Origin of the sequence: Corallococcus sp. AB030 (assembly GCF_003668965.1) — a bacterium.
In the GTDB taxonomy this organism is placed as follows: Bacteria; Myxococcota; Myxococcia; order Myxococcales; family Myxococcaceae; genus Corallococcus; species Corallococcus exiguus.
Map to the genome: position 1 here is coordinate 71,110 of NZ_RAWQ01000010.1, position 16,282 is coordinate 87,391.

General features: G+C 70.4%; 9 protein-coding genes (1 of these 9 cut by a window edge). 7 read left to right on the forward strand and 2 right to left on the reverse strand.

Annotated features, from left to right (window positions below; genetic code table 11):
* The 4 genes from D7Y15_RS04495 to D7Y15_RS04510 form a co-directional block, all read left to right on the forward strand.
* Nucleotides 1-5,549, forward strand: the 3' end of a protein-coding gene (locus D7Y15_RS04495) for a non-ribosomal peptide synthetase (RefSeq protein WP_158629006.1). 25,951 nt of this gene lie to the left of the window's left edge; 5,549 of the gene's 31,500 nt are visible here — the last part of the coding sequence; the start codon falls outside the window, past its left edge; its stop codon occupies nucleotides 5,547-5,549.
* Between the two features lie 54 nt (nucleotides 5,550-5,603).
* Complete coding sequence (locus tag D7Y15_RS04500) at nucleotides 5,604-6,272, forward strand: hypothetical protein (RefSeq protein WP_121751801.1); 669 nt, start codon at nucleotides 5,604-5,606, stop codon at nucleotides 6,270-6,272.
* A gap of 68 nt (nucleotides 6,273-6,340) precedes the next feature.
* On the forward strand, nucleotides 6,341-7,687 hold the full coding sequence (locus D7Y15_RS04505) for a serine protease (protein ID WP_121751802.1): 1,347 nt from the start codon (nucleotides 6,341-6,343) through the stop codon (nucleotides 7,685-7,687).
* The gene (locus tag D7Y15_RS04510) at nucleotides 7,675-8,643 is read left to right on the forward strand and encodes an FHA domain-containing protein (RefSeq protein WP_121751803.1); all 969 of its coding nucleotides are present in this window, start codon (nucleotides 7,675-7,677) and stop codon (nucleotides 8,641-8,643) included. The genes D7Y15_RS04505 and D7Y15_RS04510 overlap by 13 nt, the downstream gene beginning before the upstream one ends.
* A 23-nt stretch (nucleotides 8,644-8,666) precedes the next feature.
* Here D7Y15_RS04510 and D7Y15_RS04515 read toward each other — a convergent pair whose 3' ends face one another.
* Nucleotides 8,667-9,647: an aldo/keto reductase gene (locus D7Y15_RS04515; RefSeq protein ID WP_120575385.1), complete on the reverse strand. Its 981-nt coding sequence runs from the start codon at nucleotides 9,645-9,647 to the stop codon at nucleotides 8,667-8,669.
* A 96-nt stretch (nucleotides 9,648-9,743) separates the two neighbouring features.
* Nucleotides 9,744-12,203 carry an endopeptidase La gene (gene lon, locus D7Y15_RS04520; protein ID WP_120575386.1) on the reverse strand — a complete coding sequence of 820 codons (2,460 nt, stop codon included), beginning with the start codon at nucleotides 12,201-12,203 and terminating at the stop codon, nucleotides 9,744-9,746.
* Nucleotides 12,204-12,473: 270 nt separating this feature from the next.
* Between lon and D7Y15_RS04525 the strand changes: the two genes are divergently transcribed.
* The 3 genes from D7Y15_RS04525 to D7Y15_RS04535 form a co-directional block, all read left to right on the forward strand.
* The gene (locus tag D7Y15_RS04525) at nucleotides 12,474-13,691 is read left to right on the forward strand and encodes a VWA domain-containing protein (protein ID WP_120575387.1); all 1,218 of its coding nucleotides are present in this window, start codon (nucleotides 12,474-12,476) and stop codon (nucleotides 13,689-13,691) included.
* A gap of 247 nt (nucleotides 13,692-13,938) precedes the next feature.
* The gene (locus D7Y15_RS04530) at nucleotides 13,939-14,793 is read left to right on the forward strand and encodes an ImuA family protein (protein ID WP_120575388.1); all 855 of its coding nucleotides are present in this window, start codon (nucleotides 13,939-13,941) and stop codon (nucleotides 14,791-14,793) included.
* A gap of 20 nt (nucleotides 14,794-14,813) precedes the next feature.
* Nucleotides 14,814-16,282, forward strand: a 1,469-nt coding sequence (locus D7Y15_RS04535) for a DNA polymerase Y family protein (protein ID WP_148712685.1), incomplete at its 3' end; no start/stop codon positions are given.

A 16,282-nucleotide genomic window follows, 5' to 3' on the forward strand; every position in this document is an offset into this window, starting at 1 on the left:
TGCTGGAGGACACGCAGGTGCCGGTGGTGCTGACGCAGGACTCGCTGGCGGACGAGCTGCCCGTCACCACCCAGCAGTTGATCAGCCTGGATGGCGACTGGAAGCGCAGCATCTCCCGCGAGCGCGAGGACGCTCCGGTGACGGCGGTGACGGCCGGCAACCTGGCGTACGTCATCTACACGTCCGGTTCGACGGGCAAGCCGAAGGGCGTGGCCATCGAGCACCGCGGCGTGTCCAACTACCTGACGTGGTGCTTGTCGGCGTACGGGCTGGATACGGGCGCGGGCGCACCGGTGCACTCGTCGCTCGCGTTCGACCTGACCGTCACCAGCATGCTGGCGCCGCTGGTCGCGGGCCGGGGCGTGGTGATGGTGTCCGAGACCCGGGGCGTGGAAGGCCTGGCGGACGTGCTGCGTGAAGGCACGGGCTTCAGCCTGGTGAAGCTGACGCCCAGCCACCTGCGGCTGTTGTCGGACCTGCTGGGCGCGGACGCGGCGGCGGGGCGCACGGGCGCCTTCGTCATCGGCGGCGAAGCACTCTTCTCGGAGGAGCTGGCGTTCTGGCGCAAGCACGCGCCGGCCACGCGGCTCATCAACGAATACGGCCCCACGGAGACGGTGGTGGGCTGCTCGGTGCACGTCGTGGCCCCGGAGGATTCCGCCTCCGGCGCGGTGCGCATCGGCAAGCCGCTGCCCAACACGCGGATGTACGTGCTGGATTCGCAGCTGCAACCCGTGCCGGTGGGCGTGCCGGGTGAGCTGTACATCGGCGGCGTGCAGGTGGGCCGCGGCTACCTGGGCCGGCCGGAGCTCACTGCGGAGAAGTTCGTGCCGGATGCGTTCAGCACCGACGCTGGCGCGCGGCTGTACCGCTCCGGCGACCTGGCCCGCTGGCGCGCCGACGGCACGCTGGAATACATGGGCCGCGTCGACCACCAGGTGAAGGTGCGTGGCTACCGCATCGAGCTGGGGGAGATCGAATCCGCCCTCATGGGCGCCTACGGCGTGCGCGAGTCCGTCGTCGTTGTCCGCGAGGACGTGGCCGGCGACAAGCGGCTGGTGGCCTACGTCGCGGGTGACGTGGAGTCCCTGGACCGCAAGGGCCTGCGCGAACACCTGGAGCGCACGCTGCCGGAGTACATGGTGCCGTCCGCCTTCGTGGTGATGGAGGCGCTGCCGGTGACCTCCAACGGCAAGGTGGACCGCAAGGCGCTGCCCGTCCCCAGCGACGAGCGCGCGCAGGATGACGCGTTCATCGCGCCGCGCACTCCCACCGAACAGCTGCTCGCCGGAGCGTGGAGCGAGCTGCTGAACGTGGACCGCGTGGGCTCGACGGACGACTTCTTCGAGCTGGGCGGACACTCGCTGCTGGCCACGCAGGTGCTGTCTCGCGTCCGGAGCATCTTCCGGATCGACCTGCAGCTGCGGGACGTCTTCAACGCGCCCACGGTGCAGAAGCTGTCCGTCCTCATCGACCAGGCGCTCCAGGCCGGTGCGGGCACCCAGGCGCCCGCCATCGTGCCGCTGCCGCGCGAGGGCCGCCTGCCGCTGTCGTTCGCGCAGCAGCGCCTCTGGTTCTTGCACCAGCTGGACGCGTCCAGCCCGGCCTACAACGTCCCCATGGTCCTTCGGCTGAAGGGCTCGCTGGACGTGATGGCGCTGGAGCAGAGCTTCACGGAGTTGGTGCGCCGGCACGAATCGCTGCGCACGTCGTTCCACCTGGACAACGGACAGGCCACGCAGGTCATCCACCCGGCGGTGTCGCTGCCGCTCCCGGTGGTGGACCTCTCCGACATCGCGGATCCGGAGCGCCATGACGAGGCCCGCCGGCTCGCGGACGACGAAGCGGTGCAGCCGTTCCAGCTGGCCACCGGTCCGCTGTTGCGCGTGAAGCTGCTCAAGCTGGATGAGGAGGAGCACATCCTCCTGCTCGTCATGCACCACATCGTCTCCGACGGTTGGTCCATGGGCGTGCTGGTGCGCGAGATGGCCGCGTCCTACGAGGCCTTCTCCAACGGCGGCACGCCGTCCCTGCCGGAGCTGCCGGTGCAGTACGCGGACTACGCGGGCTGGCAGCGCGGCTGGCTCCAGGGCGAGGTGCTGGAGAAGCAGCTCGGATACTGGAAGCAGCAGCTGACCGGCGCGCCCTCCGCGCTGGAGCTGCCCACGGACCGTCCGCGTCCGGCCGTGCAGACGTCGCACGGCTCCAGCGTCCCGGTGAAGGTCAGCCGCGAGCTGACGGAGACGCTCAGGGCCCTGGCGTTGAAGGAGGGCACCACGCCCTTCATGGTCCTGCTGGCCGCGTGGCAGACGCTGCTGTCTCGCTACTCCGGGCAGGATGACATCAGCGTGGGCACGCCCATCGCGGGCCGCCAGCGCGCGGAGACGGAAGGCCTCATCGGCTTCTTCGTCAACACGCTGGTGCTGCGCACGAAGCTGGACGGCGACCCCACGTTCCGCGAGCTGCTGGGCCGCGTGCGGGAGACGACGCTGGGCGCGTACGCGCACCAGGAAGTGCCGTTCGAGAAGCTGGTGGAGGAGCTGGCGCCCACGCGCGATACCAGCCGCACGCCGCTGTTCCAGGTGTCCATGACGCTGCAGAACGCGCCGGAAGGGGCGTTCACGCTGACCGACCTCACCCTGGAAGGCGTGGAGGTGGAGCACCGCACCGCGAAGTTCGACCTGTCGCTGGGCCTCACGGAGACGGCGAACGGCATCGAGGGCGGGCTCGAGTTCAACACCGACCTGTTCGACGCGAGCACCGCCGAGCGGCTCGCCCGTCACCTGGGCGTGTTGCTGGCGGGCATCGGGGCCAACCCTGACGCGCGGCTGCACCAACTGCCGCTGCTCACGGAAGAGGATCGCACGCAGGTGGTGACGGACTGGAACACGTCCTTCCGCTTCCCGGTGGACGCGTGCCTGCACACGCTGTTCGAGCGTCAGGCGGCGCGCACCCCGGACGCCATCGCGGTCACCTACGCCGAACAGCGCCTCACGTACCGCGAGCTGGACACGCGGGCGAACCAGCTGGCGCATCACCTGCGCACGCTGGGCGTGGGGCCGGAGGTCCTGGTGGGCCTCGCGGTGGAGCGCTCGCTGGAGCTGATGGTGGGCCTGCTGGCCATCCTCAAGGCCGGCGGCGCGTACCTGCCCATGGATCCGGCGTACCCGAGGGATCGCCTGGAGTTCATGGTGGAGGACGCTCGCGTGCCGGTGGTGCTCACGCAGCAGCACCTGCTGGACGTGGTGCCGTCGGGCGCGGCGAAGCGCCTGTGCCTGGACTCGGATGCCGCCGCCTGGGCCTCCGCGCCCACGACGCCGCCGGACAGCGGCGTGGCTCCGCATCACCTGGCGTACGTCATCTACACGTCTGGCTCCACGGGCCGTCCCAAGGGCGCGCAGATTGAACACGCCCAGGTGGTGCGCCTCTTCGACGGCACGAAGCACTGGTTCGACTTCGGCGCGAAGGACGTGTGGACGCTGTTCCACTCGTACGCGTTCGACTTCTCCGTCTGGGAGATGTGGGGCGCGCTGCTCTACGGCGGCAAGCTGGTGGTGGTGCCGTACGAAGTCAGCCGCACGCCCGCGGACTTCCACGCGCTGCTCAAGCGCGAGGGCGTCACGGTGCTCAACCAGACGCCGTCCGCGTTCCGTCAGCTCATCCAACACGAGGAGCGCACGGGCGACCACGAGGGCCTGTCCCTGCGCACGGTCGTGTTCGGCGGCGAGGCGCTGGAGTTCGGCAGCCTGCGCCCGTGGTACGCGCGCCACGCGGACAATGCGCCGGTGCTCGTCAACATGTACGGCATCACCGAGACGACCGTTCACGTGACCTACCGCGCACTCACGGCGGCGGACGCGGAGGGCGGGCGCGGCAGCGAAGTGGGCGTCGCGATTCCGGACCTCCAGGTGTACGTGCTGGATGCGCACGGACAGCCGGTGCCTCCGGGCGTCACGGGTGAGATGTACGTGGGCGGCGACGGCCTCAGCCGTGGCTACCTGGGCCGGCCGGAGCTGACCGCGCAGCGCTTCATCCCGGATCCGTTCAGCACTGTTCCGGGCGCGCGGCTCTACCGCTCCGGCGACCTGGCGCGGTGGCGTCCTGACGGCACGCTGGAGTACCTGGGCCGTGCGGACTTCCAGGTGAAGGTGCGTGGCTTCCGCATCGAGCTGGGCGAAATCGAGGCGGGCCTGCTCTCGCACCCGAGCGTGCGCGAGGCCGTGGTGCTGGTGCGCGAGGATGTGCCGGGCGACAAGCGCCTGGTGGCGTACCTGGTGGGCGCTCCGGGCCAGAGCGTGGCGGGGGTCCCGGAGCTGCGCGAGCAGCTGCGGCGCACGCTTCCGGAGTACATGGTGCCGTCCGCCTTCATGGTGATGGACTCGCTGCCGCTCACGTCCAACGGCAAGGTGGATCGCCGCGCGCTGCCCGCGCCGGACACCACGCGCGCGGAAGGCTCCACGCTGGTGGTGGCGCGCACGCCGCTGCAGCTGCAGTTGGTCCGCGTCTGGGAGGAGACGCTGGGGATGTCGCCCATTGGCATCCGCGACGACTTCTTCGACCTGGGCGGCCACTCCATGCTGGCGGTGCAGCTCATGGGACGCATCCAGCAGCTCACCGGCAAGAACCTGCCCCTGGCGTCGCTGTTCCAGGCGTCGACGGTGGAGCAGCTGGCCGCGCTGCTGGAGGCCGAGTCACGCGCCTGGTCGCCGCTGGTGGCGCTGAAACCGGAGGGCACGAAGCCTCCGCTCTTCGCCATCCACCCGGCGGGCGGCGGCGTCCTCTGCTACGTGGACCTGGCGCGCGAGCTGGACGCGGATCAGCCGTGCTACGGCTTGCAGGCCCGGGGCACCGAGGGCGAGGAGCCCCTGGGCACCGTGGCGGAGATGGCCGCGCTGTACCTGGCGTCCGTGCGCGAGGTGCAGCCGCACGGGCCCTACCACCTGGCGGGCTGGTCGCTGGGCGGCATCATCGCCTTCGAGATGGCGCGGCAACTGCGCGCCGTGGGCGAAGAGGTGGCGCTGCTGGCGAGCATCGACGCGTACACCGTGCAGCACATGGTGCCGGACAAGACGCCGGAGCAGGTCCTGGAGGACATGCTCACCTCCGAGCTCACCATGATGCTGGCGGCCACCACGGGCCGCGACCCGTTGGAGCTGCGCGAGCGCATCTCGCAGATGACGCAAGCGGAGCGCGTGAACTACTTCTACGAAGTGGGCAGCCAGGGTGACACGCAGATCGCCGACGTGGGCGTGGAGCGCGTGCGCAACCTGTACCGGGTGTTCGAGTCCACCTCGCGCGCCTTCACGCAGTACGACGCGAAGCCGCTCGACGGGAAGATCGTGCTGCTGCGCGCCAGCCAGCGGCCGGACACGCGTGAGCACACCGGCTGGGAGGACCTCGTCACCGGCGGCGTGGAGGTCGTGGACATGCCGGGCACGCACATGACGATGATGCGCAAGCCGCTCATCACCAACGTGGCGCGGGAGCTCCAGTCCCGCATCGTCACGCACACGACGCCGGTGGACGACCTGAAGAAGAAGATCGGGTAGCGGCGGGGCAGGGGAGCGGGCGCGGCGCGGGCTTCGGGGTTATCCTCGGGGCCCGTGCTCCTGCCCGTCCTCACCGGTGTGTGGTTGTCGCTGTCCGGTGCGCTCGGCACGGAGCTGCGGCGGGATGGCTACAGCTTCCGGCCTCCGGACACGTTCCGGATGGCGCGCTGGGAGCGCTACACCGGCTCGCAGGTGGGCGCGGTGTCGGAGGACGGCGTGCGCACGCGCGCCCTGTCCGCGGCGCTGTCGGACGGAGAGGGCCCGGACGCGGCCACGTTCCTCATCGCCGTGGTGGACGGAGGCTTCTCCGCCAGTCCTTCCGAGCGCGATTCCTTCTCCACCGCCGTGGTCCAGCACTTCCAACGGGAGCTGGGCGTGGCGCTGACGCCGGAGCGGGTGGACCGCGTGGGCGGGCCCGTGCCCCGGGTGGAGGTGCTGGGAACGCTGCGTGAAGCAGGGCAGGTGCGCACGGTGCTGGTGACGGGGCTGGCCTCCGAAGGCCGCCACGCCGTGGTGACGGTCAGCGCGCCCGCCGCCCGCTGGGACGCCCTGGCCCCCGGGGTGCGCGCCTCGCTGGAGACCTTCCGCATGGAGGCCCCGGTGGCGGGCGTCGTCTCCCGGCGGCTCGCGGGGGCGCTGGCGGGCACCCTGGCCGGGGCCCTGCTGGTGTCGTACGCGGCCTGGCGCCGCCGCCGGCAGGGAGAGGGACCGGCCACTTCGTAGCGTGGCCTGACAGGAGGGCCAAGGCGTCCCCCGGTGGGGCTCGCGGTGGGATACGGTGCCGCCCGCCCATGTTCTCCCTTCTTCTTGTCGCCGTGCTCGCGCAGGAGCCCGTGGCTCCTCCGGCGCCCTCGGCGTCTCCAACCCCGCCGGCCCTTCCAGCGCCCGACGCTGGTATCGCGGACGTGGTGGTGCCGCCCCTGCCGGTGGCCTCGTTGCCTCCGGCCACGCACGAGCTGTTCCGCCGCATCCAGGGCCGCGTCTCGCAGGTGCGCATCATCGAGCGCCGCTCCGGGACGAAGTCCTCCATCGGCTCCGCGTTCTTCGTGAGCGCGAAGGGCCACGCCCTCACGAACTACCACGTCGTCTCCGACCTGGTGCTCCACCCGGAGGACTACACCGCGGAGCTGGACCGCGGCGACGCGACGGTGCCGGTGCGCCTGCTCGCGGTGGACGTGGCGAGCGACCTGGCCGTCATCCAGGTGGACACGCCCGTCAGCGACTACTTCAAGCTGGAGGAACACGAACCGCCGCAGGGCACGCGCCTGTTCGCCATGGGCAACCCGCGCGACCTGGGCACCACCATCGTGGAGGGCACCTACAACGGCCTGGTGCGCGACGCCCTCTACGAGCGCGTGCACTTCACCGGCGCCATCAACCCCGGCATGAGCGGCGGACCCACGCTCAGCGGTGAAGGCGGCGTCGTGGGCGTCAACGTGGCCACCATGGGCAACCAGGTGGGCTTCCTGGTGCCGGTGGCCCGCGCGCGCGCGCTGCTCGACCGGGCGCTGGAGCAGGAAGCGCCTCCGGACCCGGCCGCGCTGATGACGTCCGTGAAGGACCAGTTGCTGGCCAACCAGCAGCGCATCACCGACCGGCTGATGGCCACGGACCTGCCGAAGCAGTCGCTGGGTGGGTACCGCGTCCCCGGCCGCTGGAGCCCCTTCCTCAAGTGCTGGGGCGACACGCCGCATGATCCGGAGACTCCCTACACGGTGACGAGCTACCAGTGCTCCTCCGAGGAGGACATCTTCCTGTCCTCCAGCCACCGCACGGGCGTGGTGGCCTACCTGCACCAGCACGTGGAAAGCCAGAAGCTGGGCGCGATGCGCTTCTCCGCGCTCTACAGCACGCTCTTCTCGCAGGACCCGGACGCGGTGGCCGCCACTCGCGAGGACGTCACCAACTTCCGCTGCAAGTCGGAGTTCGTGGACGTGAACGGCCTCACCGTGCGCGCCGCCATCTGCATGCGCGCCTACCGCCGCTTCCCGGGCCTCTATGATCTGGTGCTGCGCGCGGCCACTCTGAACGCATCCACGCACGGCGTGGACACCAGCCTCACGCTGGGCGGTTTCTCCGCGGAGAACGCACGCAAGTTGGCGCGCCGCTACCTGGAGGGCCTGTCATGGGCGAAGTGATCTTCCTGGAGGTGCTGGAAGGGGACGCCGTCCAGTCCCGCCACCGGCTGGACACGCTGCCGGTGACGGTGGGGCGCGGCTACGCCAACGACATCATCCTGGACGACCCGAAGGTCTCCGCCGAACACCTGCGCCTGGAGCGGCGCGAGGACGGCGCGGTGGTGCTGCATGACGTGGGCAGCGTCAACGGCACCTTCAGCGTGGAGCCGTGGGCGCCACTGAAGGAACTGGTCATCACCCCGGACGCGCGCGTGTCCGTGGGGGACACGGTGCTGCGCTTCCGGCCCCGCTCCTTCGTGGTGGAGGACACCGTCGTCAACGAAGCCCCCGAAGCCCCCAGCGAGCGCCTGATCGAGCGCCCCCGGGCCTTCGCGGTCACGCTGCAGGCGCTGGTCGTGACGTCCTTCATCTCCGAGCGGGTGACCCAGTTCCGGAAGACGGACTGGGGCGACCTGCTGATGTCCGCGGTGGTGCCCCTGGGACTGGCGCTCCTGTGGGCCGGGGGCTGGTCGCTGGCGAGCCGCATCGCGCGGAAGCGCTTCCACTTCCGAGTGCACACCACCATCGCCGCCCTGGTGCTGCTGGGCTTCGCGCTTTCACCGCCCCTGTTCGCGCTCGTGAGCTTCAGCTTCTCGCTGGGCTCGTGGCTGGGCTTCGTGCGCATGCTGGCCGTGTTGGGACTGGTGGGGTGGGGGCTCTACTGGCACCTGCGCTACGTGACGCGCTGGAGCGGCAAGCGGGTGGTTCGCGGGCTCGTCATCGCGTCGGTGGGCGTGCTGATCCTCACGAACGCGTCGGAGGTGCTGGGCAATGAGCCCTTCAGTGAGGAGCTGGAGTTCCCCCGCTCGCTCCTGCCGCCGGTGCTGCGCGTGGCCCCAGCGCACTCCATGGATTCGTTCTTCGAGGACGTGAAGCCGCTGGAGAAGAAGGTGGACGCGCTCGTGAAGGAGCGCTGAAGCGCGTCCACCCCTGCCACCGCCTACAGGCCGCGCACCGCGTGCGGCTTGTAGGGGGCCTCCAGCGCCTTCACTTCTTCCGGCGCGAGCTTGAGGCTCACGGCCTTCACCGCGTCCTCCAGGTGCTCGGGCTTCGTCGCGCCGATGATGGGCGCGGTGACGACGGGCTTGGACAACAGCCACGCCAGGGCCACCTGCGCGGGCGGGGCCTTGCGCGCCTCCGCCACCTGCTTCACCGCCTCCACCACGTCCCAGTCCCCGGGCTGGTTGTAGAGGATGGGTGACAGCGTGTCGGAGCCCGCGCGCGTCGTGGCCTCCTTGTCGTCCAGCGACTTGCGCGAACCCGCGAGCAGTCCTCGCGCCAGCGGCGACCACGGGATGACGCCCACGCCTTCCGCCTCGCAGAGGGGCAGCATCTCCCGCTCCTCCTCGCGGTAGACCAGGTTGTAGTGGTTCTGCATGGACACGAAGCGCGCCCAGCCATTGCGCTCGGACACGCTGAGCGCTCGCATGAACTGCCACGCGTACGCGGAGCTCGCTCCCAGGTAGCGCACCTTCCCCTGGCGCACGAGCTGATCCAACGCGGCCAGCGTCTCCTCGATGGGCGTGTTCGGATCCATCCGATGGATTTGGTAGAGGTCGATGGTGTCCACGCCCAGCCGCTTGAGGCTCGCCTCGCACGCCTGGGTGATGGCCTTGCGCGACAGGCCGCGCTCGTTCTGGCCGCTGCCCGTGGGGAAGTAGACCTTCGTCGCCAGCACCACCTCGTCCAGCTTCGCGTACTTGCGCAGCGCGCGGCCCGTCACCTCTTCACTGACCCCGTCCGAGTACATGTTCGCGGTGTCGAAGAAGGTGACGCCCAGCTCCACCGCGCGGCGGAAGAAGGGCTGCGCCGCCTCTTCGTCCAGCACCCACGGGCGCCACTTCGGAGTGCCGTAACTCATGCAGCCCAGGCAGATGCGGGAGACCCGCAGGCCGGTGTGTCCCAGGTTGGCGTACTTCATGGGTCCGCTCCTTCGTGTATGCCCTGCATGAAAAAGACGACGGGCAGGTCCCCGATGAAGGGAACCTGCCCGCGTCACTTCAAACCATGGACCTCGTTACGCCCGGACTTCCGCCGGAGGCGTGTCCGTGGTGGGCGCGGCGATCGCGGCGCCCTCCTTGAACGGAGACGTCTCCAGCGCGGCGTTGAGGACCTCGTCCATCTTCGTGGCGAAGATGAACTCCAGCTCGTTCTTCGCCTGATCCGGCACGTCGATCAGGTCCTTGCGGCAACGCTCCGGCAGGATGACGCGCTTGATGCCCGCGCGGTGCGCCGCCAGGACCTTCTCCTTGATGCCGCCCACCGGCAGCACCAGGCCACGCAGCGTGGCCTCGCCCGTCATCGCCGTGTCGTGACGCACCCGGATGCCCGTCAGCAGGCTGGTGAGCGCGGTCAGGATGGTGACGCCGGCCGAAGGACCATCCTTGGGGATGGAGCCCGCGGGGAAGTGCAGGTGCAGGTCCGTCTTCTCCAGGAAGTTGGACGGGATGCCCAGCGCCTCCGCCTTGCTGCGCAGGTAGCTCAGGGCCGCCGTGGCGGACTCCTTCATCACGTCGCCCAGCTGGCCGGTCAGGGTCATGCCACCCTTGCCCGCCATCTTGGTCGCTTCGATGAAGAGCAGATCTCCGCCCGCCGCGGTCCACGCGAGGCCCGTCGCCACACCGGGAACCTCCGTGCGCTCCGCGACCTCCGAGTAGAACATCTCGGGCCCGAGGATCTCCTTCACCCGCTCCGCGCCGATGGTCTGCTTCTCCATCTTGCCGCCGGCCACTTCCACCGCCACCGCGCGGCAGATGTCCGCGATGCGGCGCTCCAGGTTACGCACGCCCGCCTCGCGGGTGTACGACGTGGTCAGGATGAGCAGTGCCTCATCCTGTATCTCGATGTGGTCCCCGTTGAGGCCGTGCTCCCTGAGCTGCTTCGGCACGAGGTGGATGCGGGCGATGGCCTGCTTCTCCTCGAACGTGTAGCCCGTCAGCTCGATGATCTCCATGCGGTCGCGGAGCGGCCCGGGGATGGGATCCAGCTGGTTCGCCGTGGCGACGAACATGACCTTCGACAGGTCGAACGCCACGTCCAGGTAGTGGTCGCTGAACGTGCTGTTCTGCTCCGGGTCCAGCACCTCCAGCAGCGCCGCGCTCGGGTCGCCGCGGAAGTCCGCGCCCAGCTTGTCGATTTCGTCCAGCATCATGACCGGGTTCTTCGTCCCGGCCTTCTTCATGCTCTGGATGAAGCGGCCCGGCAGCGCGCCCACGTACGTGCGGCGGTGGCCACGGATTTCGGCCTCGTCACGCACGCCGCCCAGCGACAGGCGCACGAACTTGCGGCCCGTGGCCTTGGCCACGCTCTGGCCCAGCGACGTCTTGCCGACGCCCGGGGGACCGACGAGGCACAGGATGGGCCCGCGCATGTCGTTCTTCAGCTTGCGGACGGCCAGGTACTCCAGGATGCGCTTCTTCACCTTCTTGATGCCGAAGTGATCCTTGTCCAGCTGCTGGCGCGCGTTCTCGATGTCGAGGTTGTCCTCGCTGATCTTCGACCACGGCAGGTCCGCGATCCAGTCCAGGTAGGTGCGCGCGACGGTGTACTCGCTGGAGGCCGCCGGAATCGTCTTCAGGCGGTTGAGCTCCTTCTGTGCGACCTTCTCCACCTCGGGGGGCAGGGCGGCCTTCTTCAGGCGCTCCTGGAGCTCGTCCAGCTCCTCTTCCTCTTCGCCCATCTCGCCGAGCTCTTCCTTGATCGCCTTGAGCTGCTGGCGCAGGTAGTACTCGCGCTGGGTCTTCGACATCTCGCCCTTCACGGCGGAGTCGATCTTGTTGGAGAGCTTGAGGATCTCCCGCTTGCGGTTGAGCAGCTCCAGGACGAGCTTCATGCGCGCCTTGAGGTCGACCGTCTCCAGCACGGCCTGCTTCTCCTCGATGGGCACGTCCACGTTGGCGGCGATGAGGTCCGCCAGGTGGCCCGGATGCGTGATGCTCTCCACCAGCTCCGTGGCGGCGGCGGGCAGCTCGGGCATCAGCTCGATGACCTCGCGCGCCAGCTTCTTCAGGTTGATGCCCAGGGCCTCGACCTCGACGTTCTCGGAGGAGGTCTTGTCCTCGACCGCGTCGACGCGGGCCTTCAGGTAGGGCGCTTCCTGGACCAGCTCCATCACGCGGAAGCGCGCGAGGCCCTGGACCACGAGCGAGTAGTTGTCCTCGCCCATCTTCAAGAGCTTCACGATGCGGGCGACGGTGCCCATCGTGTACAGGTCGGACGCGCCCGGATCCTCTTCCTCGGCGCGGCGCTGCGTCACGACGCCGATGACCTGGTCGTCACGGACGGCGTCCTTGATCAGCGCAATCGTCTTCTGGCGGCCGACGGCCAGGGGCAGCACGCCGCCGGGGAAGAAGACACTGTTGCGCAGCGGCAGGATGGGCAGCACCTGCGGAATGTCTTCCTTGTTGATGAGCCCCGGAGGGGCCATCGCGGTGGGCATGGCGCTGGCCGCGGTGCCCTTCTTCTTCTCGTCAGACATGGGAGTTCGGCCTCTTCCTTGCTTGAACCCGGTCAGCAAGCGGCCGGGCCGGTGAACCATCCGGTTGTTTTCTGCGGCGGATGAACCAACGTAACAACCAAAAGGGACATGGCAAACGCGATGTGCGTTATTTCCGTGCCTCGTCGGCTGTACGACTCTCCTCTATGTAACGGCCCAGAAGTCTCGCGTCCGGTGAAGGGGTGGGGCATGCTTGCCCCCTCTCACGCCTGATGCGGTGCGCGAGCGCGCGTCCCCGCACTGGAGGACGATGTGAAGCTCCACACCTGCGCCCACCTGATGTCGCTGTCCGCGCTCCTGGCGCTCGGATGCCACTCCCCCGTGGATGACGATGGATCCACGGTCCCGGACACCTGCGAGGCGAGCCCTCCGTTGGTGGCCCCCCAGAAGACGGACATCCTCTTCGTCATCGACAACTCCGGATCCATGAGCGAGGAGCAGCAGGGCATCGCGACGGAACTGCCCGCCTTCCTGGCCGCGCTGAAGGAGGGCAACGGTGTGTCCCAGGACTTCCGCGTGGGGGTCATCACCACCTCCGTGTACCAGCGCCAGCGCTTCGCGGACGGGGCGGACGTCATCCGCTCCTTCCCGGATCAGGAGGGCCGGCTGCGGCCGGTGAGGGACGAGGCGAACCAGCCCACCGCCGAGCGCTTCATCGAGGGGTCGGATCCGCTGCTGCTGCCCAAGTTCCAGCGGCTGGTGGACCAGGGCACCTCCGGCAGCGGCCAGGAAGCGCCCTTCGAGGCGGTGCGGCTGGCGGTCGCTTCGCCCCTGGCCACCCAACCCCTGGCGGAAGGGGGCAACGGGGGCTTCCTGCGTGACGACGCCCGCCTGCTGGTGGTGGTGGTGTCCGACGAGGAGGACTGCAGCTCCACCCAGCGGCCGCCCCCGGTGGCGCTGGGCGAGGACCGGGCCGTGGACTCGTGCACGGAGCAGGGGGACAAGCTGACGCCGGTGTCGGAGTACTACCAGGCCTTCCAGAGCCTGCGTGACAGCCAGGGCGTGTCGCGCGAGGTGCTGTGGGCGACCATCGGGCCGGTGGCGGTGACGGACAAGCGCGCGGAGCTGATCGTGGACACGACGAGCGGCACCACCTACGTGCGCAACGTCGACTGCCCGACGTCCTACGGGCCCGGCTACCGGCAGAGCGACATGGCGAAGGCGTTCGACGCGACCCGGGCGAACCTGGATTCCATCTGCAAGACGAGCTACCAGCAGACGCTGCTGGACATCGCGGACCTGGCCACGGTGGCGCAGAGCGTGGCCGTGGTGAACCTGCCGGATCCGCGGCTCGCGGTGGTGAACGTCACGCGCGCGGATGGATCCGTGCAGACGTGCACGGCGGGCAACGGCGACTTCCGCTACGAGCCCCCCAGCGGCGACCGCTCCGCGCGCATCTTCTTCCTGGGCCCGTGCCTGCGGCGCGTGGGCGACACGAAGGTGGAGGTGAAGGTGCTGTGCGCCGGATAGCCCGGGGCTGATCCGCCGCGCATCACCCGAAGGGCCCCGCGAAGGACGCGGGGCCCTTTTTCGTGGGTCCGCACGTGACCTGTCATGTCCGGTGCCAAAAAAATAATGCGCGCGGATCCGCCTCCTTCCGTCGAGCGGAGCACCCGACGCGACAGGTCCGATGCGCTCGGAATGCAGCCTGTTTGGGTGTCAGAGGGCTTCGGATACTGGCCCCATGCGCGCGCGGTGCGCGAGGCGAGGAGGCCACATGGGCGCGGCGGTCGAACGGTCGGGGTTGGCGGTGGTGGAGGAGCTGCGCGAACGGATCCGCCAGTTGCAGGCGGCGCCCCGTCGCGCGCTGTCGGTGCTGCGCACGGGCGTGGACGCGGTGGACGCGCTGCTGCCTCAAGGTGGCCTGCCGTTGGGGCACTCCGTGGAGCTGTGCGGCGAGGCGGCGTCGGGACGCACCAGCCTGGCGTTGCGAGCGGTGGCGGCCGCGCACCGGGAGCTGCGCTTGTGCGCGTGGGTGGATGGTCCGAAGGAGCTCTATCCCCCCGCGGCGGCGGCGCTGGGCGTGGACCTGGAGCGGCTGCTCGTCGTGCGGCCCCAGGCCTTCGCGCAGCGGGTGTGGGCCGCCGTGCAGCTGGCGCGCAGTGGTGCCTTCACGGCGGTGGTGGTGGATCTGACGCTCGGCGTGGGCGCTCCGGGCCGTCCGGAGCGGCTGGCCCTGACGGAGGCGCGCAAGCTCGCGGACGCGGCGGCGCGAGGCGGGACGCTGGTGTTGCTGCTGACGTCGCCGGAGGCGCCCGCGGACGGTCTCGCGCGGCTGCGACTGGAGGCCCGGGGCGTCCAGGGCTGGTCCGTGGAATTGGAGCGCAGCCGGGGCGGAGGCGTGGGGACGCGCGTCGTGAGCCCCTGGCGGGAGCTCTACCCGGAGGTGGGGCTGGATGCCGGAGCGCGGCTGCTGGACGCGGACGTGGAGGCGTCAGGGGATGCGGGGCCGGACTTCTACCGGGACCCCGCCGACCGCGTGCGCAACGGCATGGGCATCCTGGGTCAGCGCCCCGGCCGGGACGCGCCCATGCCTTCGCTGGGGAGCGCGCTGTCCCCGGCCGGCCGCTGACAAGAGAGAGAGGGTGGGCCATGCGGAGGGGCTACCTGCACGTCACGCGCTTCCCGGTGCAGCGCAAGGTCATTGAGTCTCCCGCGCTCGCGGGCCAGCCGCTGGTGCTGGTGGAGGAGGTGCGCGGCCAGCGCCGGGTGGTGTTCGCCTCCACGCGCGCGCTGAAGGCCGGCGTGCGGACGGGGATGACGCTGACGGCGGCCACCGCGTTGGAGCCCGAGCTGCGGAACTTCCCGTACCGGTTGAAGGACGAGGCCCAGGCGCTGGCCGCGCTGGGGGAGTCGCTGCTCGGCCTGTGTCCTGGCTTCCAGCGCGACGCACCGGACGGGCTGTGGTTCGACGCGAGCGCGGCGCACCTGGTGGGCGGCGAACGGGAGTTGGGCGCGCGCGTGCTGGAGGTCTGCGGCGAGCAGGGCTACCGGGCGCACGTGACGGTGGCGTCGGAGGCGTTCACCTCGCGAGTGCTGGCGCGGTATGGCTCCCAGCGGGTGGCGGTGGTGCCGGAGGGGCAGGGCGCGCGAGCTCTGGCGCCCCTTCCGATGGGCGCGCTGGAGGACTCGGCGGCGAAGGCCTTCACCGTCCTGGGGCTGTCCACGTTGGGAGAGGTGGCGGCGCTGCCGGCCGGGGCGGTGACGGCGCGAGGAGGCGCCGGTGCGGCCCGGGTCCATGCGCGGTGCCGGGGCGTGGACGACACGCCCTTCACGCCGGATCCGTTGGAGGAGGCGCTGGAGGATCGGGTGGTGTTGGACGCGCCCGCGGACACCTTCGAACCCGTGCAGTTCGCGCTCAAGACGCTGCTCGACAGGCTGGGCGCGCGGCTGTCCGGGCGGCAGCGGGCGGCGGTGCGGCTCACCTTCGTGCTGCGCCTGGACCCCACCGGCGAGGCCCAGGTGCCGCTCCTGCTGGCGCGGCCCACGGCGCAAGCGAAGCTGCTGTTGGACCTGGCTCGGCACCGGCTGGGGGAATTGCGACTGGAGCGGCCAGTGGCGGAGGTCTCCGTGCGGGTGGACGCGCACGACGAGGACCTGGGCCAGCAGCTGGCGCTGGGGGACGCGCCGGAGGGGGACGCGGCCCTGGAGGGCGTGCTGTCGCGGCTGGCGACGACGCTGGGCGAGGGGGCGCTGTTCGCCGCGTCCCTGGAGGCCGTGCACCGGCCGGAGTCCGCGCATACGCCCCGGGCCTTCCATCCTCCAGAGGCGCGGCGCGGTCTGCTGTCCCCGTCGGGCCCGCTGGCTCCGGCGCCGGAGTCTGCCGCGCCCATCACCGTCTGGCGCGAGGCGGGGGCCGCCCGGGAGCGGCCGTCGCGGCTGCTGGCCCAGCCGGCCCGGCTGGACGCGGAGGTGACGGCGTCCGGGGAGATGCTGGCGGCGCGGATCTCTGGGCGGCGGCACCGGGTGACGGCGATGGCGGGGCCGGAGCGACTGGGTGGCGAATGGTGGACGGACACCCCGTACCAGAGGGATTACTACCGCGTGCAACTGTCTCTTAT